General features: G+C 71.1%; 19 protein-coding genes and 8 pseudogenes. 20 read left to right on the top strand and 7 right to left on the bottom strand.

What is annotated here, in order from left to right; genetic code table 11:
• Positions 1-153 precede the first annotated feature (153 nt).
• A pseudogene (locus tag ACIOC0_RS20195) lies at positions 154-483 on the top strand (BON domain-containing protein); the annotation flags it as partial.
• 162 nt (positions 484-645) lie between these two features.
• Here ACIOC0_RS20195 and ACIOC0_RS20200 read toward each other — a convergent pair.
• From ACIOC0_RS20200 to ACIOC0_RS20220, 5 genes and pseudogenes are all read right to left on the bottom strand, one after another.
• The gene (locus ACIOC0_RS20200) at positions 646-1,110 is read right to left on the bottom strand and encodes an Hsp20/alpha crystallin family protein (protein WP_402156458.1); all 465 of its coding nucleotides are present in this window, start codon (positions 1,108-1,110) and stop codon (positions 646-648) included.
• 3 nt (positions 1,111-1,113) lie between these two features.
• Positions 1,114-1,425, bottom strand: a complete 312-nt coding sequence (locus ACIOC0_RS20205; protein WP_402156460.1) for a DUF1876 domain-containing protein — start codon at positions 1,423-1,425, stop codon at positions 1,114-1,116.
• 11 nt (positions 1,426-1,436) lie between these two features.
• Complete coding sequence (locus tag ACIOC0_RS20210) at positions 1,437-2,837, bottom strand: nicotinate phosphoribosyltransferase (protein WP_402156461.1); 1,401 nt, start codon at positions 2,835-2,837, stop codon at positions 1,437-1,439.
• A gap of 40 nt (positions 2,838-2,877) precedes the next feature.
• Positions 2,878-3,297: a hypothetical protein gene (locus ACIOC0_RS20215; protein WP_402156462.1), complete on the bottom strand. Its 420-nt coding sequence runs from the start codon at positions 3,295-3,297 to the stop codon at positions 2,878-2,880.
• A gap of 343 nt (positions 3,298-3,640) precedes the next feature.
• Positions 3,641-4,458: pseudogene (locus ACIOC0_RS20220) on the bottom strand (universal stress protein).
• 258 nt (positions 4,459-4,716) lie between these two features.
• Between ACIOC0_RS20220 and ACIOC0_RS20225 the strand changes: the two are divergent.
• The 15 genes and pseudogenes from ACIOC0_RS20225 (at position 4,717) to ACIOC0_RS20295 (ending at position 17,340) form a co-directional block, all read left to right on the top strand.
• Positions 4,717-5,592 carry a universal stress protein gene (locus ACIOC0_RS20225; protein WP_402156463.1) on the top strand — a complete coding sequence of 292 codons (876 nt, stop codon included), beginning with the start codon at positions 4,717-4,719 and terminating at the stop codon, positions 5,590-5,592.
• Positions 5,593-5,670: 78 nt separating this feature from the next.
• Positions 5,671-5,877 (top strand): annotated as a pseudogene (locus ACIOC0_RS20230) (gluconate kinase); the annotation flags it as partial.
• A gap of 95 nt (positions 5,878-5,972) precedes the next feature.
• Positions 5,973-6,571: pseudogene (locus ACIOC0_RS20235) on the top strand (zinc-binding dehydrogenase); the annotation flags it as partial.
• Positions 6,572-6,847: 276 nt separating this feature from the next.
• Positions 6,848-8,638, top strand: a complete 1,791-nt coding sequence (gene acsA / locus ACIOC0_RS20240; RefSeq protein WP_402156464.1) for an acetate--CoA ligase — start codon at positions 6,848-6,850, stop codon at positions 8,636-8,638.
• On the top strand, positions 8,635-9,729 hold the full coding sequence (pdhA, locus tag ACIOC0_RS20245; protein WP_402156466.1) for a pyruvate dehydrogenase (acetyl-transferring) E1 component subunit alpha: 1,095 nt from the start codon (positions 8,635-8,637) through the stop codon (positions 9,727-9,729). Before acsA ends, pdhA begins: the two co-directional genes overlap by 4 nt.
• Before the next feature lie 2 nt (positions 9,730-9,731).
• On the top strand, positions 9,732-10,730 hold the full coding sequence (locus tag ACIOC0_RS20250; protein ID WP_402156467.1) for an alpha-ketoacid dehydrogenase subunit beta: 999 nt from the start codon (positions 9,732-9,734) through the stop codon (positions 10,728-10,730).
• A 2-nt stretch (positions 10,731-10,732) separates the two neighbouring features.
• Positions 10,733-12,145, top strand: coding sequence for a 2-oxo acid dehydrogenase subunit E2 (locus ACIOC0_RS20255; protein WP_402156468.1), 1,413 nt, complete (start codon positions 10,733-10,735; stop codon positions 12,143-12,145).
• Positions 12,142-12,387 (top strand): acyl carrier protein, encoded by a 246-nt coding sequence (locus ACIOC0_RS20260; RefSeq protein ID WP_402156469.1) that lies wholly within the window; start codon positions 12,142-12,144, stop codon positions 12,385-12,387. The genes ACIOC0_RS20255 and ACIOC0_RS20260 overlap by 4 nt, the downstream gene beginning before the upstream one ends.
• 341 nt (positions 12,388-12,728) lie before the next feature.
• On the top strand, positions 12,729-14,192 hold the full coding sequence (locus tag ACIOC0_RS20265; protein WP_402156470.1) for a PP2C family protein-serine/threonine phosphatase: 1,464 nt from the start codon (positions 12,729-12,731) through the stop codon (positions 14,190-14,192).
• Positions 14,192-14,683, top strand: coding sequence for an STAS domain-containing protein (locus ACIOC0_RS20270; protein ID WP_402156471.1), 492 nt, complete (start codon positions 14,192-14,194; stop codon positions 14,681-14,683). Before ACIOC0_RS20265 ends, ACIOC0_RS20270 begins: the two co-directional genes overlap by 1 nt.
• Positions 14,684-14,858: 175 nt before the next feature.
• A pseudogene (locus tag ACIOC0_RS20275) lies at positions 14,859-15,062 on the top strand (malate synthase A); the annotation flags it as partial.
• Positions 15,059-15,181 (top strand): annotated as a pseudogene (locus ACIOC0_RS20280) (3-hydroxyacyl-CoA dehydrogenase NAD-binding domain-containing protein); the annotation flags it as partial. The pseudogenes ACIOC0_RS20275 and ACIOC0_RS20280, both read left to right, overlap by 4 nt.
• Before the next feature lie 142 nt (positions 15,182-15,323).
• On the top strand, positions 15,324-15,539 hold the full coding sequence (locus ACIOC0_RS20285) for a hypothetical protein (protein ID WP_402156472.1): 216 nt from the start codon (positions 15,324-15,326) through the stop codon (positions 15,537-15,539).
• Between the two features lie 161 nt (positions 15,540-15,700).
• Entirely contained in the window at positions 15,701-16,768 is a 1,068-nt protein-coding gene (tsaD, locus tag ACIOC0_RS20290) for a tRNA (adenosine(37)-N6)-threonylcarbamoyltransferase complex transferase subunit TsaD (protein ID WP_402156473.1), read from the top strand.
• Positions 16,768-17,340, top strand: a complete 573-nt coding sequence (locus tag ACIOC0_RS20295; protein WP_402156474.1) for a GNAT family N-acetyltransferase — start codon at positions 16,768-16,770, stop codon at positions 17,338-17,340. Before tsaD ends, ACIOC0_RS20295 begins: the two co-directional genes overlap by 1 nt.
• A gap of 70 nt (positions 17,341-17,410) precedes the next feature.
• Here the strand turns inward: ACIOC0_RS20295 and ACIOC0_RS20300 are convergent.
• Positions 17,411-17,545: pseudogene (locus tag ACIOC0_RS20300) on the bottom strand (hypothetical protein); the annotation flags it as partial.
• A 254-nt stretch (positions 17,546-17,799) separates the two neighbouring features.
• Between ACIOC0_RS20300 and ACIOC0_RS20305 the strand changes: the two are divergent.
• The 4 genes and pseudogenes from ACIOC0_RS20305 to ACIOC0_RS20320 all read left to right on the top strand — a co-directional run.
• A pseudogene (locus ACIOC0_RS20305) lies at positions 17,800-18,081 on the top strand (GNAT family N-acetyltransferase); the annotation flags it as partial.
• Positions 18,082-18,165: 84 nt separating this feature from the next.
• On the top strand, positions 18,166-19,665 hold the full coding sequence (locus ACIOC0_RS20310; protein WP_402156476.1) for an ABC transporter substrate-binding protein: 1,500 nt from the start codon (positions 18,166-18,168) through the stop codon (positions 19,663-19,665).
• A 107-nt stretch (positions 19,666-19,772) separates the two neighbouring features.
• The gene (locus ACIOC0_RS20315) at positions 19,773-21,569 is read left to right on the top strand and encodes an ABC transporter permease subunit (protein ID WP_402156478.1); all 1,797 of its coding nucleotides are present in this window, start codon (positions 19,773-19,775) and stop codon (positions 21,567-21,569) included.
• Positions 21,566-22,894: an MDR family MFS transporter gene (locus ACIOC0_RS20320; protein WP_402156479.1), complete on the top strand. Its 1,329-nt coding sequence runs from the start codon at positions 21,566-21,568 to the stop codon at positions 22,892-22,894. The genes ACIOC0_RS20315 and ACIOC0_RS20320 overlap by 4 nt, the downstream gene beginning before the upstream one ends.
• A 22-nt stretch (positions 22,895-22,916) precedes the next feature.
• Here the strand turns inward: ACIOC0_RS20320 and ACIOC0_RS20325 are convergent, their stop codons facing one another.
• The gene (locus tag ACIOC0_RS20325) at positions 22,917-23,651 is read right to left on the bottom strand and encodes a DUF1775 domain-containing protein (protein ID WP_402156480.1); all 735 of its coding nucleotides are present in this window, start codon (positions 23,649-23,651) and stop codon (positions 22,917-22,919) included.
• Positions 23,652-23,688 lie beyond the last annotated feature (37 nt).

Genomic DNA, 23,688 nt, shown 5'->3' on the forward strand with positions numbered 1-23,688 from the left:
GATCGCCGCCGTTTCCTCAGAATGCTGCTGTAACCCAACGTCCCACGCGCGGCGTGCCGCCGCACGGGGACGAGAACCCTGTGATCCGGCTAGCCGGACGGCCAGTGCGCCGGCCTCATCCCCTCGCCACTGGCTGTCTCCGCCCGGAAGGGAAACGTCAAGCGACTGCCCGTGGTGGACGAGACGGACCGACTGCAGGGCATCGTCAGCCGCGGTGACCTGCTGAGGATCTTCCTGCGTCGTGACGATGCCATCCGCCACGAGATCACGGGGGACGTGCTGCGAGGGACCCTGGGGCCTGTCGCCTCGGACGTGACGGTCGAGGTTCGCGAAGGACGCGTGAACCTCGGTGGATCCGTCGAGGTCAGAACCCTGATCCCGGTGATCGAGCGGCTGTGCCGGAGCGTGGACGGCGTGGTCTCTGTCGCCGAGCACATCGCGTACCGAGCAGACGGCTCCCGGAGTTCCCCCACGGGCACGTGAGGGCAGCACAGGACCCCGGACTCGGAGCGACGAGGTCTCACGCCGGCCTGACCACGTCCCAAGGAGGGTGCCCGGCATCGCCCGGCTGCCCGTCGCGCCCGTAGCACCTGCTACGGAACAGACCCTGAACGCGCACAGCCTCTGACTGTTCCCGCCCCTGACTCAGCCGGCGATCTCGATACGATGCGCTTCGGCCTTCTCGGCCTTCGGAACGCGCACGGTGAGAACCCCGTTGGCCAGCTCGGCGCTGATGTGCTCGGTGTCCGAGTTCAGCGGCAGACTCGTGCGGTAGTCGAACTCCCCGATGTGGCGGGCGCGCCGCCGGGCCACGCCGGTGCGTTCCTTCTCCTTGATCTCGCCGTGGACATCGATCTCGGAGTCGGTGACCTCCACGGTGATGTCGTCCTTGTCCACCCCGGGAACCTCCAGCTCCACCAGGTACGCGTCCTCGGTGTCCTCGATGTCGGCCAGCGGCGCCCATGTCCCGACGGTGCCGAGTTCGGCGCCACCAGGAAAGGCGGACTGCATGAGCCGGTCCATGCGAGTGTGCAGGTCCTCAAGCTCGCGAGAGAGGTCCCATACCGGGAGAGCGCCCCTCCCATGGTGTTGGTGCGCAGGCAGCGTCATCGGTCATCCTCCTTGCATCTGATCCCGCAACGACCAGCCGGTCTCCGGGCGATCCCTCCGCTCGGTCGAGGCCGCGCCCATGCCCTCGATGTCACGCTCAGCAACGTCCACCAGCTGCCGGCCGAGGTCGTGCAGAGCCCTGCCCGCCGCCAGCTCGTCACCGATCTCCGGCACGTCCGTGTCCACGGGGTTCCGGTGCGCTTCCCCGTGCCCGGTGAGCTCCGTGGTCCCGGTGTCCAGCACCACACGTGCCTTGGTCGTTCCCTCCTCCTCGAAGAGGTAGAGGCGAACCTTCCATTCCACGGTATGCGGCATCACTGTCCTCCTCATCTCGGTACAGAGCGCTGTGATCCAGTTGCGCTCCGCTCGTGATTGCGCAGGTCGGCGGATGAGGCCAGGACCTCGTCTTCGATACGGCGCCGGACCTGATCGGCGAGGACGGTCAGCTGTCCGGAGATCGTCGCCCGTGGTGCGAGGGGCGCCCGCATGCGGCGTGCCGCGGGCGGGAGACCGGCCAGGTCGGCAGCGAACCTCTCCCCGCTCTCGTCCAGAGTGGGGCGCTCGACGGTGCGCCTCCCGTTCTGCATCACCGTCTCCAGCAGCGGTACGCCCGCCCCCGGCGGCTGCTCGTCACGGAGCCCGATCACGTCCGCATATCCGGGATGGCGGAACACCTGCTTCCGCCCGGGAGCGGTCACCTTGGCCGAGGAGAGCTTCATCACCGGCCGGCCGTCGTACTCGACCATCTTGTAGGCGGAGTCCAGGAACGGGGCGTCGGCCGACACCCCGACACGGGTGCCGACGGCGTAGACGTCGATCGGTGCTCCGGAGCGGACCAGTTCGTCCACGGCGTACTCGTCGAGACCGCCGCTGGCGATGATCCGTACGTCCGGCAGTCCCGCCGCGTCGAGGAGGGCGCGTGCACGCAGCGCCAGGGCTCCCAGGTCGCCGCTGTCCAGCCGTACGCCCGAACCGGGCCCACGGGCCGCGTCGTCGAGGTCTCGCAGCACGCGGGCCGCGACGTGGACCCCCTCCTCGGTGTCGTAGGTGTCCACCAGGAGCGTCACCGGGCCGGGGTGGGAGCGGGCGAAGGCCCGGAAGGCCGCCTCCTCCGTGCCGAACGCCTCGATGTACGAGTGGGCCATCGTGCCGACGGCCGACAGCCCTTCGGCGGTGGCCGCGGCGACATTGCTCGTCCCGGCGAATCCGACCATCGCACTCAACCGGGCTGCCTGCAAGCCGGCTTGGGGGCCGTGGGTGCGTCGCAGGGAGAAGTCCACGACCGGGTGTCCCGCCGCGGCCAGGACGCATCGTGCGGCCTTCGAGGCGATCGTCGTCTGGTGGTTGACCTGGTTGAGCACGTAGGTCTCCACCAGCTGGGCCTGCGGGAGCGGAGCGGTCACCTCCAGCAGCGGCTCTCCCGCGAGGACGATCCGCCCCTCCGGCACAGCCCGCACCTGACCGGTGAACTCCATGCCCAGCAGCGGGGCCAGATCGCGTGGAGGCCGGTGCAGTGCCGAGGCGAAGGCATCGACGTCCTCGGCGTCGACCCGGAAGCCGGACAGGAAGTCCAGCGACGACTCCAGGCCGGCGGCCACCAGGAAGCCGCGGTCGGGCGGCATCTCGCGGACGAACAGGCTGAACGTCGCCGGGCGCGTCATCCCCTCCCGCAGGTACGACATCGCCATCGTGACCTCGTACAAGTCGGTGGTCGTCGCATCGGACATCTGCGTCACCTCCTGGACGACGCCCCGGAGCCCGGGCCTGTCATCTGCGGAACCGCGTGGACCAGAGGGGCTCCACCCGATCCCATTCGGCGTCCCACTGCGCGTACCTCCTGTGGTCCAGCGCCAAGCGCACGCCTTTGCGCGCGACGACGTAGCCGGCGTACACGCCGACCGCTGTCATGCCGCCCATCAGCCAGCCGCTGGCATTCGCGTTGCTCGCGGACATCGGCGGGTCCTGAACGGTTCCTTCCCGGTCCACCCAGATCCGCACGGTCGAGCCTGCGGTCTTGTCCAGCGGTACGGGGGCGGTTCCCGTCTGCTGTCGGCCGTCCTCGCCGGTCCACCTGAGCTGTACCTTCTGCTTCTCGTCCGCGGCACTGCCCGGTGCTGCTTCGGGGGCCGAGGTCACCCGGGCGGTGACCTGGAACCGCTCTGCGGACTGGGCTTGAACGGTGCGCATTGTCGACTCATGGGCTGCCCGCCCCGCGCTCACCGAAGCCACGGGCACTCCGAGGACAAGGACCGCCAGCAGGAAACCGGAGCACCAGGTCTCGACCCGATCGGACGTGCGCCTCAGTGGGTTCGCGCCCTTGGGCGGGTGCTGCTCCTTGTGCGGTCGGTGGGGACCGGGTGCGTGCGGCGGATCCTGTGCGCTCATGGTCTGGCCTCCAGCTGTTGCTGGTGCGTTCCCCCACCTCGTCTGCTTCCCTCACCACCCTCCAACGGCGGCGGAGTCCGATCACGGGGCCGAAGGTCCCTGCCGACCGGCCACTCGACCCACCTGCTCGTCGCTCGTCACCGGTTCATACCTGCGGAACGACCGCGATCGGACACGGCGCGTGGTGCAGCACCGCGTGGTTCACCAGGCCCAGCTGCAGGCCGGCGTGCCCATGTCGCCTGCGGGCCCCGACTACGAGCAGATCAGCACCGGACGCGGCATCCAGGAGTGCCCGTCGCGCCGAGCTCTCGACCACCTCACTGTTCGCAGGAACGTCCTGGTACTGCTGCGCGGGGTCGCGCAGTGCGTCAGCCAGCACCTGGGCCGGCGGGCGCTGCAGGGCTTGGAGGGCGTATCCGGACACCCCCGGAGGCCCCGGGGTCCCGACTGGGAGGCTCCAGGCGTGCACGGCCACCAGCCGACAGCGCCGCACATGGGCCTCGCGGAACGCGAACCGCACGGCCGTACCGCTGCCCTCCCCGTCCTCGACTCCGACGACGACGCTCCCGGACCGGTCGGCACGGTGCTCCACCCCACCGCGCACGACGCGACCGGGCAGTCGGCATGAGCGGCCACGGCCAGGCTGACCGAGCCCAGGAGCAGTCCGGCGAGATCTCCGAGCCCTCGGGATCCGAGTACCAGCGCGAAGGAGTTGCGCCCTTTGCCGACCAGGGCGGACGCCGCGTCCTCGTGCAGCACCTCACTGGAGAGCCGCACGGTCGGCGCGCCCTTCCGGGCTCGCTCCGAGGCGACGGCGACCAGGTCGGGCACCTCGTCATCCGCTGCGGCCGCGTGCATGAGATGGAGCGGCACCTCGTGCCGGACTGCCTCGTCAGCAGCCCAGTCCACCGCCTCAAGGCTCGCCTCGGACCCGTCGATGCCCACCACCAGGGGAACCGCCACCGCTCCCACCTCCTTTGTTCCGGACTTCCCGCTCGTGCGAGCGCCGCCTCGCCGGGGACCACATGCGCCGCGAGGAGATCTGGGGTACTCCTCGATGCAGAAGCGCCGTGTTCTGTCGGTCGGCGCCGATGTTCGTGCGTCGCATCGAGCACGCCCCGCAGCCGGCCTGCCCGGCCACTGACGCACGGGGCGGCAGCAGCCCGGACAGTGACCACGCTCACCGTCCTTCCAGCTTTGTACGAGATGGAGGCAGTCGCCATGGAACGAGTGCTCACCGTGGGTCTCGACGGCTCACCCGAGAGCCTCGCCGCCGCTCGTTGGGCCGCCGACGAAGCCGAGCGGCGCAATCTCACCCTGCGCCTGCTGCACGCGTGGCCCCTGCTCGCGCCGGAACCGACCCGCATCCCTGCGGAAGTCGACCAGAACTACTGGGCGAAGCGGCTCATGCACAACGCCCAGGCGGAACTTCAGGCGCGCAACCCGGGCCTCACCGTCGTCGGCAACCTGGTCGCCGACGACGCCCAGAACGCGTTGCTCCAAGCGGCGTCGGAGTCCGAGATGCTCGTGCTCGGCTCGCGGGGCCTGACTCCCGTGGAGAGCTACTTCCTCGGCGACATCAGCATGTCCGTCGTGGCACGCGCCGAGCGGCCTGTGGTCTTGGTCCGCGCCGACCGGCGGGAAGAAGGCCACATCTCCGAATCAGGTGCACCAGGCGATGTGGTGGTGGCACTGAAACTACACGGCCCGTGCGACGAGCTGCTCGAATTCGCCTTCACCACCGCCGCGGCGCGGGGCGTACCCGTCCGCGCGGTCCATGGCCGCAGCCTGCCGATCCACGCGTACGCCCCCTGGGGCGTCGACCACACCGTGGCTCAAGAGGAAAGGCAGGACGCGCAGAAGAGCCTGAGCCAGGCCCTCCGCCCCTGGCGTGAGAAGTTCCCGGGCGTGGTTGTGGCTGACACCATCCGCCTCGACAGCCCCGCCAGGGCAGTCGTAGGAGCCGCCGCGGGCGCCGAGTTGCTGATCGTCGGCCGACGAAAGCACCACCCTCCCCTGGCACCACGCCTGGGCCCCGTCGCCCAGGCCGCCGCCCACCACGCACGCTGCCCTGTCGCCGTCGTCCCCCATGACTGAGCCGAGCCACCACGAGGAGCCGATGGCGCCGGTGCGGCGAGCCGCCGCCCCCGCGACCCGCACCTCCCGCGCGCGGAGGTGCGCGAGACCCACACTGCGGTGGTGCTCTTCGTCGGAGACCGCGCCTACAAGGTGAAGAAGCCGGTCGACCTGACGTTCCTGGACTACACGACGGTGACCGCCCGGCGGGCCGCCTGCGAGCGAGAAGTCGTCCTCAACCGCCGCTTCGCCCCCGACGTCCACCTCGGCGTCGGCGAATTCCGCAGCTCGGATCTGCCCTGTCCGACGGTTCTGAGGAGTCCGACAGTCCCAGTTGCCCCGACGTGCTGCGAGGGCGACGGTGGAGGAAGGCAGCCGAGGTAGCCAGGGAGCGGGTGACCATGCGAGCACTGGTCTACCACGGCCCCGAGCAGACCTCCTGGGACACAGTCACGGATCCCGCGATCGAGGACCCGACCCACGCCATCGTGCGCGTCGACGCCACGACCATCTGCGGCATTGATCTGCACATCCACGGAAATCTGATCAACGGGGCACAGGCCGAATTCGTACGGGTGCCCTTCGCCGACCACTCCACCCGACGACTGCCCGACGCCGTGACGCTGGAGGACGCCGTCCTGCTCGCCGAAGTCCTCCCCACCGCCTACGAGGTCGGCGTGCGCAACGGACACGTGAGCCCCGGGGACACCGTCGTCGTGGTGGGCGCCGGCCCCGTAGGGCTTGCCGTGGCCATCACCGCGCGGATCTACTCGCCGCGCAGAATCATCGCCGTGGACCGGTCCCCTTCCCGGCTCTAAGCCGCCACCCGCCTGGGGCCGACTCCGCCGAACTGCCGGGGCGGCTGATCGCCGATCTGGCCGAGGGTCCTGGCGCCGACGTGGCCATCGAAGCCGCCGGAGATCCGGACAGCTTCATCCTGTGCACAAGGGTCGTACGCCCGGGCGGGCATATCGCCAACATCGGCATGCACGGTAAGCCGGCTGTTCAACCGCGCACCGCGCAATCCGGGTCCGCGAGAAGCGGGCAGCCCTCGGCTCCACGATGCCGGAAGGCCGCTGCGGTCGGTCGGACCGGCGGGCTTACGGTGCCGAACGCCCGCACAGTCGCCATTGGCCTCCCCCGCCGGATCTGCACCTCTGTGAACCATCACCGCCCCCACCAAGTCGCGTCCGGGGCCGCTCGGCGTGGCTCGTAGTGCGGCCCGGCCAAGGCCGGGCGACTCTGGAGAGGGGCCGGCGTCGGGAGGAGCGCGCCCATGCACTGGGAGACAATCCCCGAGGACACCTCACCGGGCGTCCCGCCGAATCTCTCCGACTACGACCGGGCTCGTTCCGTGTTCACCTGGTCGCAGGCGCGTACCGAGCTGGCCGGATTGTCCGGCGGCGGGCTGAACATCGCGCACGAGGCGGTCGACCGGCATATGAGTGTGGGCCTCGGGGACAAGATCGCGCTGAGGTGCGTAACCCGTGACAACGCCGTCTCGACCGTCACATACGGCGAGCTGGCCCGCCGTACCGCCCGTTTCGCGAACGTCCTGCGGTCACTCGGCGTCGGCCATGGGGACCGGGTGTTCACTCTGCTCGGCCGCTGTCCCGAGCTCTACACCGCGGTGCTCGGCACGCTGAAGAACACCAGCGTCTTGTGCCCGCTCTTCTCCGCGTTCGGCCCCGACCCGGTGGAACAGCGGCTGCGGCTCGGCGACGCCCGCGTGCTGGTGACCACCGCGGCTCTGTACCGGCGCAAGGTCGCCGACCGGCGGGCGTCGCTACCCGTCCTCGAACATGTCCTCGTCGTCGGCCCCGGCGCCGAGGAGCTTCCCGGCACGCTCTCCTTCGACGAACTGATGTCCGCGGCCTCGGACAGCTTCACCATCCCGCCGACCTCGCCGGAGGACATGGCTCTGCTGCACTTCACCAGCGGAACCACCGGCACCCCCAAGGGCGCCGTCCACGTCCACGAAGCGGTCGTCGCCCACTACGCCACGGCCGCGTACGCGCTCGATCTGCACCCCGAGGACGTGTACTGGTGCACGGCCGACCCCGGCTGGGTCACCGGCATGTCGTACGGCATCGTCGCCCCGCTCGTGCACGGCGTGACAGTCGTCGTCGACGAGGGCGACTACGACGCCCGGCGCTGGTACCGGATCCTCGGCCAGCAGCGGGTCAGCGTCTGGTACACCGCGCCCACGGCCCTGCGCATGCTGATGCGCGCCACACCCCGCGAAGGCCCGTACGATCTGCCGCGCTCCTACGACCTGTCGGCCCTGCGGTTCATCGCCTCCGTCGGCGAGCCTCTCAACCCCGAGGCCGTGGTGTGGGGCCAGGAGGTGCTTGGCCTGCCGGTGCACGACAACTGGTGGCAGACCGAGACCGGCTGCATCATGATCGCGAACTTCGCGGCCTGCGAGATCCGGCCCGGCTCCATGGGGCGGCCGCTGCCGGGTGTCGAGGCGACCGTGCTGAAGCAGGGCGAGGACGGCCTGGCCCTGATCACCGACGGCAGGGTCACGGAGGTGGACGGCCCCGACGTGGAGGGCGAGTTGGCGCTGCGGCCGGGCTGGCCGTCCATGTTCCGCGGCTATCTGCACGACAAGGAGCGCTACGAAGCCGCGTTCGCCGACGACTGGTATCTGACTGGCGACCTGGTCAGGCGGGACGCGGACGGCTGGTACTGGTTCGTGGGGCGCGCGGACGACGTCATCAAGTCGGCGGGGCATCTGATCGGCCCGTTCGAGGTGGAGAGCGCGCTGATGGAGCACGCGGCGGTCGCGGAGGCCGGCGTGATCGGGCGACCGGACCCCGTCGCCGGGAACATCGTCAAGGCGTTCGTGTCACTGCGCCCCGGCGTCGAGGCGACCCCGGAGCTGGAGCGGGAACTGCTGGCCTTCGCCCGTCGCCGACTGGGCCCTGCCGTCACGCCCCGGGAGATCGCCTTCGACCAGAACCTGCCCAAAACCCGGAGCGGCAAGGTCATGCGCCGCCTGCTGCGTGCGCGCGAACTCGGTCTGCCCGCCGGCGACTTGTCGACGTTGGAGGGATGCTCATGAGCGTGGCCCGTAACACCCGTGCCAGGAAGGCCCCGGGAACCCCGAAGCCCGCCAAGTCGGACGCGAAGAAGGCCACGCCGAACAAGAGGAGCGCAAGGCCAGAGGTGTCGGCTGTTGGGCCGGGCACCACGCACAGGATGGATCTGCTGGAGACCATGCTGCGCATCCGGCGCTTCGAGGAACGATGCGTCGAGCTGTACAGCACCGCGAAGATCCGCGGCTTCGTCCACCTCTACATCGGCGAGGAGGCCGTCGCCGTCGGCATCAACCAGGCGCTGACCCCCGAGGACGCGGTGGTCTCCACCTACCGCGAGCACGGCCATGCACTCGCCCGCGGCATCCCCGCCGATGCCGTCATGGCCGAGATGTTCGGCAGAACGACCGGCTGCAGCGGAGGCCACGGCGGGTCCATGCACCTGTTCGACGCGAGCCGGCGCTTCTACGGGGGCAACGCGATCGTCGCCGGCGGTCTCCCACTGGCCGCCGGTCTCGCCCTCGCCGACCGCATGCGCGAACAACCCCGCGTCACCTGCTGCTTCTTCGGCGACGGCGCCTTCGCCGAGGGCGAGTTCCACGAGACGGCGAACCTCGCCGTCCTGTGGAACCTGCCGCTCCTGCTCGTCTGCGAGAACAACCTCTACGCCATGGGCACAGCCCTCGAACGGCACGAGGCACAGACCGACCTGGCCATGCGCGCCGCCTCGTACGGCATGGTCGCCTGGGCCGTCGATGGGATGGACGTCGAGGCCGTGGAGAACGCCGCCCGCCGGGCCACCGAAGCCATCCGGGCCGGCGCAGGCCCCCACTTCCTCGAGGCGCGCACCTACCGCTTCCGCGCCCACTCCATGTACGACCCGGACCGCTACCGCGACAAGGCGGAGATCGAGCACTGGAAGACCCGGGATCCCATCAGCCAGCTCATGGACCGCATGCGCCAGGACGATGAGCTGGGCGACGAGGAACTCACCGGGATCGAACACCGCGCCACCGACGAGATCGACCGTGCCGTCGAAACGGCCGAACAGGCACCGGAGGAACCGGTCGAAGACCTGCTCCTCCATGTCACCAGCGCCCCGGGGGAGGTGAGGTGACCATGAGCGCGGGCGAGCAGCCGGCGGACGCCGAGACGACCTACCGGGAAGCGATGCGCGAAGCGCTGCGGGACGCCCTGAGCGCCGACGACCGCGTTTTCCTCATGGGCGAGGACGTGGGCCGCTACGGCGGATGCTTCGGCGTCAGCCTCGGACTGCTGGAAGAGTTCGGGCCCGAACGAATCCGCGACACACCGCTGTCGGAGTCCGCCTTCGTGGGCGCGGGCATCGGCGCCGCCCTCGCCGGGATGCGGCCCATCGTCGAGATCATGACCGTCAACTTCAGCCTGCTCGCTCTCGACCAGATCCTCAACAACGCCGCCACCCTGCTGCACATGTCGGGCGGCCAGCTCCCCGTACCCCTGGTGATCCGCATGACCACAGGCGCCGGACGACAGCTCGCCGCCCAGCACTCCCACAGCCTGGAGGGCTGGTACGCACACATCCCCGGCATCCGCGTCCTCGCGCCGGCCACCATCGAGGACGCCCGCCACATGCTCGCCCCGGCGCTCGCCGACCCCGACCCCGTGCTGATCTTCGAGCACGGAAGCCTCTACAACGCCTCCGGCGAACTCTCCTCGCCCGCCGCACCCGTGGACATCGATCACGCCACGGTCCGCCGCCCCGGCACCGACATCTCCCTGATCACCTACGGCGGTTCACTGTCCAAGGCGCTGGCGGCGGCGGACGAACTGTCCACCGAGGGCGTGAGCGCCGAAGTCGTCGACCTGCGCACGCTCCGGCCCCTCGACAACGAGGCCATCACCGCCACCGTGGCCCGCACGCACCGCGCGGTGATCGTCGACGAAGCCTGGCGCACCGGCAGCCTCGCCGCCGAGATCTCCGCCCGCATCGCCGAGGAGTCCTTCTACGAACTGGACGCCCCCGTGGAGCGGGTGTGCAGCGCGGAAGTCCCCATCCCGTACGCCCGGCGCCTCGAGGAGGCCGCTCTGCCGCAGACCGCCGACATCGTCGCGGCGGCACACCGGGCGGTGGGCTGACCATGGCCGAGTTCACCATGCCGTCTTTGGGCGCCGACATGGACGAGGGCACGCTCCTGGAGTGGCTGGTCCGGCCCGGCGACCAGGTCCGCAAAGGCGATCCCGTCGCGGTCGTCGAGACCGCCAAGTCCACTATCGAGGTGGAGTGCTTCGACACCGGGACGATCGGGAAGCTGCTCGTCGAGCCGGGCACGACAGTACCCGTCGGCACGGCCCTCGCACTGATCCGACCGACCGCGGGAAAGTCCCAGAAAGCAGAAAAGCCCCGGAAGCGCGAGAAGCCCAGAAAGCCCGAAAAGACTGAGGCCAAGCAACCAACCCGGCGGGCGCCACAACGCACGCCGGCCCCCACCCGGCCAGAAACCAGCGCAGGCCGCCCCGAGCCGCCCGCCGCCCACGAACACGAGCGCGAGCACATCGAAGCCGGCCCCTTGCTCCGGCACCTCGCCGAACGCCGCGGTATCGAACTGGAGACACTCAAAGGATCCGGGCCGGGAGGGCGCGTCACACGGACCGATGTCGAACAGGCAGCCGCGGCCGCCGAGGCTGCCGCTGCGCCATCACGCCTACGAGCCACCCCGCTTGCCCGCCGACTCGCCGCCGAACTGGACGTCGACCTGACGACAGTGACGGGAACCGGCAAGCACGGCGCCGTCCAGGCGACCGACGTGCGCGAGGCGGCCCCGGGACCGGCAACCACGGCCCCGCCCACCCGCCACGTCACCGCCCCGGTGCGTCCCTCGGATGACCGGTCAGCCGCGATGCGCCAGGCGATCGCCGAACTGATGGCCCGCGCCAACCGGGACATCCCGCACTACTACCTGTCCACGACCGTCGACATGGCCACTGCCATGGACTGGCTGCACGAGCACAACCGGCGCACATCGGTCCGCGAGCGGCTGCTTCCCGCTGCCCTGCTTCTGAAGGCCGCAGCCCTCGCGGCCCGGGAGGTTCCCGAGCTCAACGGCTTGTGGACCGACGACCACTTCACCGCAGGCGACGGCGTCCACCTCGGTGTGGCTGTGTCGCTGCGGGGCGGCGGGCTCGTCGCCCCCGCCCTGCGCGACGCCGACACGCTCGAACTCCCCCAGCTGATGACCAACTTGAAGGACCTGGTCGCCCGCGCCCGCACCGGCAGGCTCCGCGGCTCGGAAGTGTCCGGCTCGACCATCACGGTCACCAATCTCGGTGATCAGGGCGTGGAAGCCGTCTTCGGTGTCATCTACCCGCCACAGGTGGCCCTGGTCGGCTTCGGACGGGTCGTGGACCGTCCCTGGGCCGTCGACGGCCTGCTCGGCATACGGCCCGTCGTCACCACAACCCTGTCGGCGGACCACCGGGCAACCGACGGCGCAGTCGGAGCCCACTACCTGACCGTGGTCGACCGCCTCCTGCAGAACCCGGAGCAGCTGTGAAGCGTACCGAAGCACTGGACATCGTCAAGGAATCGATCACACGGGTCATCCCTGACGCCGACTTCACCGCCCTGGGGCCCGACGACCCGTTCCGCGACGCCCTCGAAATGGACTCGCTGGACTTCCTGAGTTTCGTCGAGACGCTGAGTGAGCGGACCGGGGTCCGTATCGACGACGAGGACACCCCACAGCTCACCACGCTGTCCGCGAGCACCGACTTCCTCGTCGCCCGCTCGAAGTGAGCGGGTCCGGCCCGCGGCACACAACCGAAGCCAGGCGGCGCCTTACTCCTCCTCTCTCGTAACGGCCCGCCAGGCGGCAGCCGACCTGCACCCCGGCCTATCGTGGAGACGACGGCATGCCGCGCATCTGCGCACCAGTTCCTCGGCTCCCGAAGGGAGGCGCGAGGTGCAGCACCACCCATTCGACGCGAAGCCCACCGTTCGACGGGGGGCGGCAGGCGCGGGCCGCCGCTGCCGGAAGCCCGGTTGACGACGGCATTGGCGTTCGGGCGTGTGGGCGATTTAGGCTGCGTCGGTTCGTGCCGTTCACGGCGGCAGCCCATCGACGGAGAGGCAAGCCGATGATGCAGCAGGCATCGGCCACCGACCCGGCTCCCGGGCGCCGCCCCGAGCTGGTCCCCGACCCGGATGCGGAGGCGGCCCGGATTGCGGCGGTGCGCCGCTACGACATCCTCGACACCCCGCCCGACGGGGCGTTCGACCGGGTGGCGGCGATGGCCGCCCGGCTCTTCGACGTGCCGGTGGCGACCGTCACGATCGTGGACACCGACCGCATCTGGTTCAAGGCCGCCCACGGCCTGGAGGGTGTCGCGGAGATCGGCCGTGATCCGGGCCTGTGCGGCTCGGCGATCCTGCGCGATGACACCATGGTCATCCCCGACACCCTCAAGGACCCCGTCGCGGCGGACAATCCGCTGGTCGCCGGAGAAATGGGCGTGCGCTTCTACGCCGCCGCGCCGATCGTCACCCCCGACGGGCACAAGCTGGGCACGGTCAACGTCCTCGACACCCGGCCGCGCTCGATCACCGAGGAGGACACCGCCACCCTGGCCGATCTCGCCGCGATCGTGCTGGACGAGATGGAGCTGCGGCTGTCGGCGCTGCGCGCCCTGCGCGACGAGCAGGCCCGCCGGGAAGCGGAGCGGCGGCACGCCGAAGCGGAACGGGCGGCGCGGGAGAAGGCGGAGCAGGACAAGGCCGCCATCGCCGCGTTCGCCTCCACCCTCCAGCGCACCCTGCTGCCCCCGGCCCTTCCCGTGGTGCCGGGCCTGGAACTGGCCTGCCACTACCGCACCGCCTCCGCCCACGACGTGGGCGGCGACTTCTACGACGTCTTCCCCCTCGACGGCGACCGGTGGGCGTTCTTCCTCGGTGACGTGTGCGGCAAGGGCCCCGAGGCGGCGACCGTCACGGCCCTGGCCCGCCACACCCTGCGCACCGCGGCACAGATCAACGCCGACCCCGTCACCGTGCTGAGCTCGCTCAACACCATGCTGCTCACCGACGTCACCGCCGGCCGCCGCTTCTGCACCGTCGTCTTCGGCCTCCTGGAGCCCCGGGAGGAAGGCGGCTTCACCGTCACCCTCGCCGCCGGCGGCCACCCGCCGGCCTACCACGTGCGGCCCGACGACAGCGGCGCCGTCTGGGTGCGGGCCGTACGCCCCAAGGGCGGCATGCTCGTCGGCGCCTTTTCCCAGGCGCCCTTCGCGCAGACCACCTTCTCCCTGACGGCCGGGGAAAGCCTGTTCCTTTACACGGACGGGCTGACCGAAGCCCGCACCACCGAGGGCGCCATGCTCGGTGAGGACGGCCTGACCGGTTTTCTTCACCAGCGCACCGCGCCCGTCACCGCCGCCTCCCTGGTCGAGGACAGCATCACCCTGTTGGCCTCACTGCCCGACGGAGCCGGCGACGACGTGGCTCTGCTGGCCCTGTCCGTCCCGCACCCCCACGCCACACCCGACGGCGGTGTCGCTGCCACCGCACACACCGCCGCCGCGCCCGAACACTTCGGCCAGGAGTGATGACCGACGTGACCGACACGCTGCACCTGACCGTCCAGCACCCACGTCCCGACCTCGCGATCGCCACGGTCGCCGGTGACGTGGACATGGACACCGCGGACACCCTGCGCCGAAAAGCCTCGGAAATCGTCCAGCAGAGGTGTCCGCACCTGGTTCTGGACCTGTCACAGGTCAGTTTTTGCGACTCCGCCGGTCTGAGCGCGCTCATCGGTCTCTGGCACGCCGCCCAGGCGGTGGGCGGTGCACTCAGACTCGCCAACGTCCCCGACCGCCTGATGCGGATGCTCGTCCTCACCGGTGTCGACACAATCCTGCCGGTGCATGCCACCACCAGCGAAGCAGTCGCCACCATGATCGCCGACAAGCCCGCCGGCGCAGGGCCGCAGGGCTCCGTCGACCGTGTGACCACCGCCGGCGGAGCTGGTGAGCCGGCCGAAGGGGAACACATGGCCTGCGACAGCCCTCATACCCCCTCCGCGAACCTGAGCTGATCGCGTCGACGCGTCACCATGGGGCGTCTGCAGGAGCGATCGAGCCCGGCGCTCTTACCGCAATACCCCCCGTGCCGGCCGCCCCGTTCCCCCGGCGCCCCGGCGGCCCACGAGCGGTGGGCAGCATCGGCGCCTTGGAGACGCAACCGTCGTTCTTCTTCCTTGGGTGTGACCGCGCCATCGGGTGATCGACCGGGAGACGGTCCTCGGGCTGCTCGACGACGAGGCCGCCACGCTCGGCGCCGCATACCCCTGGGCAGATGTCCAAGCGTCCGCACGCTGTTCGAACGAACCGCTCCGGCAGCCGAGTTGCCGCTCTTCTTCACCCCCTGACGCCTACACCCGGCGCCTCGTGCGCCGGACGGAGGCCAGGGCGTGAGCGGGGGCATCCGGCGCATCGGCGTCGTGGGCGGCGGTCAGATGGGCGCCGGTATCGCCGAGGTCTGCGCACGAGCAGGGCTGGACACCGTGGTGTGCGAAGTCGACGCCGTCGCGGCCGGCACCCGGACGCCCAGCACCGTGGACGACAGGGGCGGCACGGCGAACCGCTTGTTCTTGATGGCGGGTACGTGCTTGAGCGCTGCCGGCGACTGCACTCGGCACCGGGTGCGCCCGAGGGCACACCCGCGGCACGGAAACGGTGCACGTCCAGACCGAGCGCGACGGCGGCTTCCTCCCCCGCCAGGAGCAGGTTGAGGGGCCGGCAGACGCCGAGCAGGACGGCCGTGCCGAGCATGCGCCGGCCCGCGAACATCTGACGGAAACGGCGGGGCGGATCGAGGAGCTGACCGGGCTGCGACCCGACGCATCGGGATCGCTGCTCGTCCACGGCCGGTGCGCGCCATGCGCCGCCTGAACGAATGGACGTGACGCAGAGCCGGAAGGGTGCGGAGCTGCGTCCGAGGACGGGACGTGTCAGGCAAGACGGCGCCCCGCACCCTCTTTGAGTCTTGCGCAGGCCGGTATCTTCTTGCAAGGGTTTCGTTATTGCAGTCATGTTGCAATTGGAGGTGGGCGATGGGCTCTCCGATCGTTCTCGGCATCGAGTCGTCCTGCGACGAGACCGGTGCGGGCCTGGTCCGGGACGGGCGGCTGCTGGGGCACGCGGTGGCGTCGAGCATGGACGAGCACGCCCGCTTCGGCGGGGTCGTCCCCGAGATCGCCGCCCGGGCACACGTCCACTCCGTCCGCCCGGTGGTCCGGCGGGCGTTGGACGAGGCCGGCATGAGACTGTCCGACATCGGCGCCGTCGCCGTCACCACCGGGCCCGGCCTGTCCGGCGCACTCCAAGTGGGCCTCGCGGGGGCGAAGGGAATCGCGTACGCGCTGGGCGTCCCGCTGTACGGCGTCCACCACCTCGCCGGTCACGTCGCCGCCGACCCCCTGGAGCACGGGCCGCTGCCGAATCCCTGCATGGTGCTGATCGTCTCCGGTGGCCATACGTCCTTGCTGTTGGTCCGCGAGCTGGCCCGCGACCCGATCCTCCATCTCGGCGACACCCTCGACGACGCCGCCGGGGAGTGCTTCGACAAGGTCGCGCGGGTCTTCGGGCTGCCGTATCCCGGCGGTCCGGCCATCGACCTGGCAGCGCGCGCAGGGGATCCGCGCGCTGTCCCTTTCCCCCGCCCGCTGACCGGCCCGCGCGACGAGCCGTACGCCTTCTCCTTCTCGGGCCTGAAGACCGCCGCCGCCCGCTGGGCCGAGGGTCACGCCGGCCGGGAGCTGCCCGTGGCCGACGGGGCGGCCTCGCTCCAGGAGGCGGTTGCGGACGTACTCACCCGCAAGGCGGTCGCTGCCTGTGAGGAGTACGGCGTCGGCACGCTGGTCGTGGTCGGAGGCGTTGCCGCGAACTCGCGGGTGCGGTCGCTCGCCGAGGAGCGCTGCCAGGCCGCGGGCATCCGACTGCGCGTACCGCCGCTGCGGTTGTGCACGGACAACGGCGCCATGATCGCCGCCGTCGGCGACCTCCTGGTGCGGGCCGGAGCCGAACCCGCCCCGCTCGATGTGTCGGTCGATCCGTCGGCACCGCTGGAGTACGCGGCCCTGCACCCGATCGCGGCGCCGACGGGGGCGGTGGCGGCTTGATGAGCATCGCCATCCGCGCCTTCAAGGGCGCCGAACTGCTCGCCCACGCGGACGAGTTGCGCTCCGTGTACGTCGACGCCTTCTGCGCCCCGCCCTGGGACGAGGACGAGGAGAAGGCAACGGAGTTCGTGGACCGACTTCCGGCGAACGTACGTCGGCCGGGCTTCACCGCCGTGACCGCCGTACAGAGCGGGGAGATCGTCGGGTTCGCCACCGCCTGGACGACCCTCGCCCCCTTTCCCACCGATCGCTGCTATCCCCAGGCGGCCGCCGGTCTCGGCGCCGACCAGACCGCCGACTGGCTCATCGGGGCCCGCGAGACGGACGAGCTCGCGGTCCGCGCCGACGCCCGGGGCACCGGCCTCGCGGGCAAGCTCCTGAAGGCCGTGACCGCAGACGCCCCCGAGGGCCGCTCCTGGCTGCTGACGTCCGTCCAGTCGCCACGGGCCATGTCCTTCTACCGCCGCCAGGGTTGGACCCAGGCCACCCACCCCTCCCCCGACGGCAAGGGCATCGTCGTCTTCCTCGGCCCCCGCCACCCCGCCCGTTCCCTGGCCCCCCGACCCCTGTAACCACCGGCCCGTCCGGCGCGTCGCCGCCGCGGTCGAGACGACGGACCTGCCGGCGTCCCGAGGAACGCTCGACGGGACTGACCCTGCACAGCGCGGCGAAGGACGCCTGGTTGTCCAACCGTTCCGGGTTGTCCCCCCACCGTGATCGGCAAAGTGACGGCCCTGTCCGGACCGATCCCGACCACGTCGAGCAGCTGCGGGACATGACCTTCCACAAGCCGGGCCGTACGAGCGTCCACTCGCGTCGGTGAACCGCACACAGGCGCGGAGGAGTTCTGCTGTACCGGTCTGCGAGAACCTCGGCCAGATCGGCGAAGCCATGGACATGGAAGCGTGCCGGCCAAGGGCTCCGGCCCACTGCTGCCGACCCACGAGGCCGTGGCCACTCCTGCCTATACTATGCAAGTGCGTATCTACTGCATCAGGGAGGCGCGGCAGCGGACCTCGACGGGGCGCGGGTGGCTGGCCGAGCGGCATCCCTCAGGGGAGACCGCGCAATTGCGGCGGGTGCACCTGCGGCCCGAGCACCGGCGGCGCGGACCGGCCCGGCCACTTGTGCAGGACCTGCTGGAGTGCGCGAGGGCGAACGGCGGCTACCGGCACGTGTATCTCCAAACGTATCCGCACTCACCCGGCGCGATGGGCCTGTGGCGGGCCCTGGGCAAGGTCGTCCTCGACGAGCGGGAGGCAGTGCCCGGCGGCGGGAGCGGCGTCGTGCACTTCGAGATCCCCGTTGTCTAAGCGAAAATGATATTCATATACTTCGCTTCGGTGCCGGACCGGGAAAGACCGCACACAGAACCACACCACAGAACGACGAGGACCATGAGAACTCCCCGCCGTCGGCTGATAGCCGGCCTGCTGCTCACCCCCCTGCTCTCCGGCTGCTTCGCCTCCTCCGGCGACGCCTCCTCGTCCCCGGGCTCCGCCGACGGCGCACGCCTGCGCGTCGCCCTCGCCTTCGGCCCCACCGAGAACTACTCGCCGTTCGGGCAGGACGCCGTGCTCCTTGCCCGGCTGGGCGTCACCGAGGGGTTGACCAAGCTGGACGCCAACGGCACCGCGGTCCCCGCACTCGCCGAGTCGTGGAGCCGCGAGAGCGGCGGCAAGAGCTGGGTGTTCACCCTGCGGGAGGCGAAGTTCCAGGACGGCGAGGCCGTCACCGCGAAGGCCGTCGCCGCCGCCCTCACCGCCGTCGGCAAGGCCGACCCTGCCCCCTCCGCGATCTCCGGTGTGAAGCTCACCGCCGAGGCCGTCGGCGAGAAGCGTGTCCGTGTCGACACCGCCGAGGCCGACCCCGTACTGCCGCTACGGCTGTCCAACCCGTCCCTCGCGGTGTTCGCCCCCAAGGCGTACGGGAAGAACGGCACGGTGAAGGTGATCGGTACCGCCACCGGCCCCTTCGAACTCACCAAACTCACCGGTGACACGGCGGCCACCCTGGACCGGTACGACGACTACTGGGGCGGACGCGCCCAGGCGTCCGGCATCGACGCGAAGTTCGTCTCGGACGGCACCGCCCGCGTCAACGCCCTGCGCACCGGTGACGTCGACATCGCCGAGTCCCTCCCCGTCTCCCAGATCGCCTCCCTGGACAAGGGCACCGTCCACGAGGTCAACACCGCCCGCAACACAAGCCTGTACCTCAACACCAAGTCCGGCGCCTTCACGGACGCGGGGCTGCGGGCCGCCGCACGCGAGGCGCTCGACACCTCGGTCATCGCCAAGGGCGCCTACGAGGGGTACGCCGTGCCGGCCCAGGGCCTCTACGGGCCGGCCCTGCCTTGGGCAGCCGACAAGCGGACCGAGCCGACCGGGCGGGCGAAGCCGACCGACCCCAGGGGCAAGAGCATCACCATCGCCACCTACACCGACCGGCCCGAGATGCCGGAGGTAGCCCAAATCCTCCAGCAGCAGCTGCAGAAGGCCGGTTTCAAGGTGAAGTTGGAGGTGCGTACCTACGCACGCCTCGAAGCCGACATGATGGGCGGGAAGTTCGACGCCGTCGTCTACGGCCGCAACATGATGCTGGACACCGGCGACCCTGTCACCGTCCTGGCCGGCGACTACACCTGCGACGGCTCCAACAACCTGTCGTTCCTGTGTGACAAGAACGTGGACAAGCTGGTCGCCGCCGCCCAGGCCGAGTCCGACACCGCCAAGCGGCAGGACGCCGCGCTGAAGGCGGAGGCCGCCGTCCTCGGCACCGACTCGGTGATCCCGCTGGTGCATCTCAAGCTCGTCACGGGCATCTCCAAGTCCGTGCAAGGCGCGCTGCTCGACCCGTACGAGCGCTCCCTCATCGGGACGGGGACCCGGCGCTGAACAGCTCGGACGCCACCCTGACCAGGGGGATCGGCGCCGCCCTGCGCGCCCTCGCGCGCGGCGGCGGCCCGGCACTGCTGTGGCGGGCCGCGCTCACGGCCGCCCTCGTGTGCGGGATCGGTCTGCTGCCCTGGCTGTCCCGCACCGACCCGGCACTGACCGTGCTCAGAGCCCGGTCCGCCGAGCGTGACCCCACGCCCGAGACGCTGCGGGCCATCCGTGCGCAACTCGGTTTGAGTGACGGCCCGTTGCCGCTGCTCGGGCGCTGGCTGGGCGGACTGCTGCACGGGAACGCGGGCACGTCGTGGGTCTCCGGCAGCGAGGTGCTGCCTGCCGCCGCGCAGGCCCTCGGTGTCTCCCTGATGCTGATGGCCGGAGCCCTCTCGGTGGCCGTCGCCACGGCCGCGGCGGTGTGTGCGCGCACCCTGCGGCTCGGCTCTCGCCGACGCCTCGGCGACCGCGCACCCGGAGGTACCGCGACGGCCGTCCTGGCCGCGCTGCCCGAGTTCCTCCTCGCCTCCGTGCTGGCCTCGGTGATCGGCGTGCAGCTGGGCTGGCTGCCGGCGCTGGGCTGGTACGGGCCGCAGTGGATGGTGCTGCCCTCGCTCGCCCTCGGCCTGCCCGCCGGAGCCGTGCTGGGGCGGATGCTGGACGACCTGCTGCCCTGCGCGTTCGCCGAGCCGTGGGCACTGGCCGCCGCCGCCCGCGGTGTACAGCCCAAGTCCGTGGCCCGGCAGGCCCTGCGCCGGTGTGTGCCCGGACTGCTGCCCAACCTGGGGTTGTTCGTGGTCGGCCTGACCGGCGGATCGGTCACCGTCGAGCAGATCTTCGACATCCCGGGGCTCGGCCGGCTCACGCTGCAGGCCGCCCTCGCCCAGGACCTGCCCGTGTTGCAGACCGGTACGCTCGCCCTGGTGCTCCTCGCTGCGGCCGCCGGGTTCCTCGCCCGGCTCGCAGCCCGGTGGCTGATCGGACCGGCGCTGCGCGACGGCGCCCTGCACTCCCTGCACCGGCCCACCCCGCCCGCGGCCCGGATCCTGCCCCTGCTGTACGGGGCACTGCTCCTCGCAGTCATCGGCCTCGGCCTGTCGCGCAACCCGCTCGCCCTCGACACCGACGCCCGGCTCCAGGCCCCGTCCGCCGTGCACCCCTTCGGCACCGACGCCCTCGGCCGAGATCTGCTGGCCCGCATCGCGCACGGGGCACTGAACACCCTCGCCATCGCACTGGCGGTGAGTGTGGCCGCGCTCGTGGCCGGCGTGCTGCTGGGCCTGCTGCCCCGGCTGTCCGCCCCGCTCGCCGACACCGTCAACGCCGTACCCGCCGTGCTGGCCGCTCTCCTCGTCACCGGCATCGCGGGCAGCGGCCCGTGGACCCCGGCGTTCGCGGTGGCCGTCGTCGCCTGGTCCCCGCTGGCCACCCACACTTCCGCCCTCCTCCAGCAGGAGCGCGCCACCATCCACCTGACCGCCACCCGGGCTCTCGGCGCAGGACGCTGGTACCTCCTCTGGCACGAACTGCTGCCCGCCGTCCTGCCACCGGTCACCCGGCACGCCCTGCTCCGGCTGCCCGGCACCGCCCTGTCCCTGGCCGCCCTCGGCTTCCTCGGTCTCGGCTCCCAGCCGCCCTCCCCCGAGTGGGGCCTGCTGCTCGCCGAGAACCAGCCCTACGCCGAACGCGCCCCGTGGGCGGTCCTCTTCCCGGCCGCCGTCCTCGCCCTGCTGGGCGCCCTCGCGGTGACCGCCGCGGGCGGCATCCGTCTGCCCCGGCGACGCAAGCGGCCCGCACACCCGTCCGGAACAACCGGCGAGGCCGACAGGGCCGTGCCTGAGCCGGAGCGGCAGCCGAACCGCCCGGACGCCCTCCTTACGCCCCTGCCCGCCTCACCCTCAGAAACCTCATGACGGATCTCATCTCCCGCGCCCTGGCCCACCGAGCCGCCCGCACCCCCAAGAACGGAACATCCGAAGGCCGCACGCCCAAAGCCCCGCGCGAGCGGACGTGGAAACTCTGGAAGGAACTCTCCTCGCTGCTGCGGCTGCTGATCCTCACCCAGGCCGCCTTCAACATCGGTTTCTACGCCGTACTGCCGTTCCTCGCCGAGCACCTCGGCACCGCGATCGGCATGGCGGGCTGGCTGGTCGGCTTCGTCCTCGGTCTGCGCACCTTCAGCCAGCAGGGCCTGTTCGTGGTCGGCGGCTGGCTCGTCGACCGGTACGGCGTGCGCCCGGTCGTCCTGGCCGGCTGCGTGCTGCGGATCACCGGGTTCGCCTGGCTGGGGTACGCGGAGGCGACCTGGGCGGTGATCGGCGCGGTGCTGGTGATCGGTTTCGCCGCCGCGTTGTTCTCACCCGCCGTGGAGTCCGAGGTGGCCCGCCAGGCAGTGGTCTGGGAGCAGGAGGGCCGTGGCTCGCGCACCCGGGTCCTGGCGCTGTTCACCGTGGCGGGCCAGGCAGGCGCCTTCGTCGGCCCGCTGCTCGGCGCGCTGCTGCTCGCCGCGGACTTCCGCACCGCCTGCCTCGCCGGGGCCGGGGTCTTCGTCCTGGTTCTGGCCGGACACGCGTGGCTGATGCCGCAGCACATCCCCGGCAGGGTCCGGACGCGAGAGCGCGGCGGGGTGCGCGTACTGCTGCGCAACCGCCGCTTCCTCGCCCTGTGCTGCGCCTACGGCACCTACCTGCTCGCCTACAACCAGCTGTACCTCGCCCTCCCGGACGAGGTACAGCGCGCGGCGGGCTCCCAGGCGCCCCTGTCCTGGCTGTTCGCCCTCTCCTCGCTGCTGGTCGTCTTCGCCCAGCTTCCGGTCACCCGCTGGACGGGCGACCGGCTCGGCCTGCGTCGTTCCATGACCGCCGGGCTGCTGCTCATCACCGCCGGTTTCGCGGTCGTGGCCGCCGCGCGCCCCGCCGGCTGGACGGGCCTCGCCGGGTTGCTGCCTGCGGCGGGCTTCGTCGTCCTGCTCACCGTCGGGCAGATGCTGGTGGTGCCCGCCGCCCGCTCCTGGGTGCCCGACCTCGCCGAGGAAGGCCGCATCGGCCTCTACACCGGCGCGCTGTCCTCCGTCAGCGGCTTGATCGTCCTCATCGGCAGCGCAGCCACCGGCTCCCTGCTCGACCTGGGCCTCCCGGCCGCCGCTCCCTGGCTTCTCCTGGCCATGGTTTCGGCGCTGGCGGTGGCGTTCGTGCCGCGCCACCCGAACCAAACCCGGGACACGGACACGGCACGCTGACCATCCGCCGGGCAAACTCCCATCAGGAAGCCCCGGTGCCGCGACGCTTGAGCCACCATGCCCCGCCGCCAAGGGCGAGTACGGCTGCGCCGATACCGACGGGCACGGCGAGGGGCATGCCGTCGTCGTCCTCGCTGCTGTCGGCCGCAGATTTCGCCGAGGAGGTCGGTGTGGGTGACTGGGCCGTCGGCTCACTGGAGGCGGTGGTGGGTTCCTCGGCGGGTGTGGGGCTGACCACCTTGGCGCCGGGTTCGGCGGCTCCCAGCTCAAGGCGGGGGGCGGGATGGCCGTGTCCGTGGCCGTCCCCGCTCTCCTCGTCGTCCAGTTCGATCCAGCGGTCGACCTTGCCGTCGCTGTAGGTCTGCAGGGTCTTGAAGACGAGGGACTCGGCATCGGGCAGCTGCCGTACGGTGACGATGTACTCGGCGTCCTCCCCCACGGCGAGCTTGGGTCCCGAAACGGTGTAGCCCCGGCTGGTGGGGGCGAGCTTCCAGCCGTCCGGGCCTTCCTTGTAGGTGATGTCGCCGGGTGTGATGCCCCTGGGCAGGATCACTTCAAGCTTCGTGATTCCGGCGGAGTCGGACTCCGACTCCGCTGAGAAGGTCAGTGCGACGTTCTGGTCGAGGGCCCGGGCGCCTTTCGCCTCGACCTCGGCGTGGGCCGCGGCGGGCCCCGCGGTGGCAACAGTGACCGCCAACGCGACTGCTGTGAGGGCGCCAAGTCGGTGCAGGCTACGTGCCAGGGTTGGGCGATGCACGGGAAACTCCCTCGTTCCGATGGTGTAGGGGGCTGCA

The organism is Streptomyces sp. NPDC088254 (genome assembly GCF_044740925.1).
In the GTDB taxonomy this organism is placed as follows: domain Bacteria; phylum Actinomycetota; class Actinomycetes; order Streptomycetales; family Streptomycetaceae; genus Streptomyces.